3 protein-coding genes and 1 pseudogene are annotated in these 4170 nt (G+C 60.8%); 1 reads left to right on the top strand and 3 read right to left on the bottom strand.

The features are described from left to right. The 3 genes from LG661_RS24225 to LG661_RS24215 all read right to left on the bottom strand — a co-directional run. On the bottom strand, positions 1 to 276 hold a 276-nt coding region (locus LG661_RS24225), incomplete at its 3' end, for a transposase (RefSeq protein WP_230534561.1). A 194-nt stretch (positions 277 to 470) separates the two neighbouring features. Beyond that, positions 471 to 2129, bottom strand: coding sequence for a methyl-accepting chemotaxis protein (locus LG661_RS24220; RefSeq protein WP_230534560.1), 1659 nt, complete (start codon positions 2127 to 2129; stop codon positions 471 to 473). A 9-nt stretch (positions 2130 to 2138) separates the two neighbouring features. After that, positions 2139 to 3128: a cytochrome-c peroxidase gene (locus tag LG661_RS24215; protein WP_407666838.1), complete on the bottom strand. Its 990-nt coding sequence runs from the start codon at positions 3126 to 3128 to the stop codon at positions 2139 to 2141. 292 nt (positions 3129 to 3420) lie between these two features. Here LG661_RS24215 and LG661_RS24210 point away from each other — a divergent pair. Then, a pseudogene (locus tag LG661_RS24210) lies at positions 3421 to 4170 on the top strand (transposase); the annotation flags it as partial.

Below are 4170 nucleotides of genomic sequence, written 5' to 3'. Positions count from 1 at the left end.
GCCGTCCAGAAAAGTCATGCCGAGCTGGATCCCGCGCTCCTGCACCAGATGCAGCAGGCGCTCCCAGACGCCCGCCCTGGCCCAGCGGATGAAGATCTGGGCGGCGCGCCACCAGGGGCCCAGCTCCTCAGGCATAGCGCGCCACTTGGCGCCGTTCTCATGCCGCCAGAGGATCGCCTCAAACGTCCGACGCAGATCTTGCGGCGGTGTCTTGCCCTTCGGACGACATTGCTCCACCAGCGGCTCCAGCATCACCCATTGTGCGTCCGTCAGCATGGCTCCTCCTCAAACAGGACGAGCAAAACGCTTCATGACGCAATGGGTTCAAGACCTAACAGGACCTAGCAGAAAGGCCGTTACTGCATTAACATTCCAACCGGACCACTCCATGGGGCGGATCAGCTATAAGTTTCGTCTTAGCCATTTTATTTTTCAGTTTAGGTCGTTTTATGGGAGACAGGCTGCCCGAATTATGCAGCCCGCACTTGGGATAGGAAGGCTCCGGCTTCGGTCCGCAGCGTGCGTGCACTGGCATCGAGCTCCTCCAGGAGCCTCATAATTCCCTGAGTCGTGGTCGAGACATCCTCGAACGCGTCGCTTACCGAACTCAGGGTCTTGCGCACGACGTCGGTACCGTTCGACGCCCGATGCATGCTTGCGGCGATTTCTCCGGCCGCTGTCTCTTGGCCCGACATGGCATGGGCAACCTCGCTCAGGGAGGATCCCATCGAGCCGACCGATCCGCGGATCGCAGTCATCGAGGAGACGACTTCGTTGGTAGCCGACTGCACGCTCGAGATGTTTGCCGCGATGGCCTCGGTTGCCTTGCGCGTCTGGTCCGCCAGGGACTTGACCTCCTGCGCCACCACCGCGAAGCCTCTTCCTGCCTCCCCAGCCCGGGCAGCCTCGATCGTGGCGTTAAGAGCCAGAAGGTTGGTCTTGGCGGCAACAGAGCTGATCAGGCCGGCCATCTCGCCGATTGTTCCGGTGGTCTGAACCAGAGAGTCGATCGGCTTGCTCGACGACTCGACCAAGCCGATGACCTCCGCGGCTCTGCTGTGGGAATGAGCCGACTGGCTTGAGACCTCACGGGCAGAACTGGCCATCTCGTGGGAGGCTGCCGCTACCGATCCAACATCGCTGGACGAGGTTTCGGCTTCCCTGATGGCACGGACGACCTGCCCATGCGTTGCTTCGGCGGCTCCAGCCATGCCCTGCGTGGAGCGGTGGAGCTCGGACACGATGGTGTCGACACGCTCGATGACAATACCAACCTGGGCCTCGAACGCTTCGGCTACTTCGCTCATGAGGCGCTGACGCTCCAAGGCCGTGTGTTTCTCCGCCTCCCTCTTTTCCGCCTCAAGCCGGCGCATCTCAAGCGTGTTCGCGCGAAAGACTTCGAGGGTCCGGGCCATCGAGCCGATCTCGTCACGCCGGCCCTGGTCGCGATTGGCAACGTCGAGCTTTCCGTCCGCGAGCGCTCGCATGGCATCGTTGACGCGCCGAAGCGGAGATCTGATCGAGATTGCGCAGGACACGGCAAGGCCTGCGCCAAGAACGATGGTGAGCGCCAGGAGAAGCATTGCCAGCCGCTCGGAGAACTCGGTCTCCGCGCGGATGCTGTTGCGGGCCACCTCGGCATCCTTCAGAGCGATGTCGACCAGATCCCGTAGATTCTTCCGGATGCGGCTCTCGATCTGCGCCATGGCGTGAGGTGCGGCAATCGTCGTCGCCGGAGCCTCTCCAAGGAGCGTCAGGGCATTCTTTTTCCACTGATCAACCAGATCGGCGACCTCGGTACTGAGCCGCTGGGCGTCGCCGGACGTGAGAGCCGTGCGGAGACGAGCCAGTTCGCGCTCCACGCCGGAAACCAAGTCCTTAAAGCGGGACACAGCCTCGGCGCTGTTTTCGAAGCGGATGCCTTCTGTCACACCGCTGAGGTGCTGTTCCGCCTGGCGGAACTCGTCCCAGGCGGACCGGGCGGCATCAACGCCTGTGATCGGCTGCGTTGTCGCGACCTCAACCTTTCCGGAGAGAGCGCCGAGATTCCAGATCGTAATGGCGCCTTGGGCAACGCCGATTGCAACGACAAGGCCGAAGGCAATAAGAAGACGGTGAAGGATCGACATGGCTGTGGCTCAGTTCGGCAGGACGGGAAGCGTGACGACCTGCTTTGAGCCGGTCAGCGACTTCATGAACTCGATGATATCCGCGATCTGCTCGGGCGTCAGATCCAAGGGCTGCATCTTGTCGGACCTGGACGGGCGCTCGATGCCACCACCGACGTAGTGGTACATGACCTCCTCCAGCGTCGCGAGGGAACCGTCGAACATGTAAGGCGCGCGCTGTGCAACATCCCGCAGGGTGGGGGTCTTGAACGCGAACTGGGCCTTGATGTTGTTTGGCTCGAACTTGCCACGGCCGATGTCCTTCGTCGTGGTGCCGATATCGTGGAACTTATTGTCCGTGAAGTTCCACCCGGTATGACAGCCGGCGCATTTTGCGGCGCCATTGAACAGGGCAAAACCCCTCTTTGCCCTCTCGGAGATGGCGTTCTCGTCGCCGTCGACCCATGCATCGAAGGGTGCGTAGCTCGAGACGACGGTCCGCTCGTAGGTAGCGATCGCCTTGACAATCGTATCAGGGGTCACCCCTTGGCCAGGAAAAACCTTCTCGAACCAAGCCTTGTAATCGGGAACGGCCTTGAGGCGGACGACGGCCTCCGAGAGCGGCAGGTTCATTTCGGCAGGCGCCTCGATCGGACCTTTCGCCTGCTCCTCAAGGCTCTTGGCGCGACCATCCCAGAAGTATACGTGGGAGCCCCACGCCTGGTTGAGAACCGCAGGAGCCTGGCGGTCCAGAGGCTTGTTCTGAGCTCCAACGGCCGTCTTGACCGGCACCTCCCAACCAAAGGAAGGGTTGTGACAGGTCGCGCAGTTCATGTTCTGCGCGCCGGACAGGCGCGGATCGAAGTAGAGTGCCTTCCCGAGTGCAGCCTTCTCCGGCGTGTACGGGTTCTCGCTCGGGAACGGGATCTCCGCAGGCCGGCGGTAGGCTGCCTTCAGGACCTGAGCGTTCGATTGAGCGTAGGATGGCGCGAAACTAAAGACGTATGGCGTCGCTGCCACTATTGCGGTCAGTAGAGATGTAATTCGACGCAACTGATCCCCCTAGAGCGTCTGCGTAGCAACTACATTTATTCTCAGATTAGTTAACTAAGTGTACAACGCGCAAATACATATCTCACGAATTTGCTTACAGATACTCTCGATCCTGCAGAAGGGTAAAGTCATAGGACTAATTTCTTGCAGAAGACAGGATTAATCCCTCATCAGCAACCTATGAAGGGTCTCGCCCAATCCTCTCAGAGACCGGTTGAGAACGCTTGAGACAGGCGCTGGTGCGTGATTCAAGCTCGGAATGTGGACGCGAGACAGCCGCGGCCGAATGGCCAAGATTGAGCAGAAGACCAAGCGCTATCCGACGGATCTGACTGACGAGAAGTGGGAGCGCATCGAGCCGCTGTTGCCTGCCGCCTCCACAACAGGGCACAAGCGCGGCATCGATCTGCGCGAGATCCTGAATGCCATCCGCTATATTGCCCGCTCAGGCGGGGGCTGGCGCATGCTGCCGAAGGATTTTCCGCCCTGGCAGACGGTGTATTGGTGGTTCCGCTGCTTTGTCCGGCGGCTTCTGTTTCGCACCATTCATGATGTGGCGCTGATGATCGACCGGGAACGGCACGGGCGCGAGGCGAGCCCGTCCGCAAGCGGCATATCGCGATCGACACGGATGGGCGCCTGCTGATGGTCAATCTCACGACGGCTGATATCTCGGATTCCGCCTGGGCCCAGTTGATCCTGGATGCGATCCGCAAGCGCTGCCCGTGGGTCAAACATCTGTTCGCCGATGGCGCCTATGACCGTGGCAGTCTCATGAGCAAGGCGGCGTTCCTCGATTTCGTGATCGAGATCATCCGGCGTATTGATCAGGAGCCCGGCTTCAAGGTCTTGCTGAGACGGTGGGTTGTCGAACGCACCTTTGCGCGGCTCGTACGCCACCGCCGCCTCGCCAAGGACTGGCAACGCCTCCCGGCCACCCCTGAGACGTGGATTTACCTCGCGAGTGCAGGAGCGCGGGATCCAGCTCGGCATGACTTTTCTGGACGGC

Origin of the sequence: Microvirga roseola, from assembly GCF_020866965.1 — a bacterium.
In the GTDB taxonomy this organism is placed as follows: domain Bacteria; phylum Pseudomonadota; class Alphaproteobacteria; order Rhizobiales; family Beijerinckiaceae; genus Microvirga; species Microvirga roseola.
This window is presented reverse-complemented; position numbering and strand designations above follow the sequence as displayed.

Coding starts and splice junctions, on each gene's coding strand:
- LG661_RS24220 (WP_230534560.1), bottom strand. CDS start 2,129: ATGTCGATCCTTCACCGTCTTCTTATTGCCTTCGGCCTTGTCGTTGCA.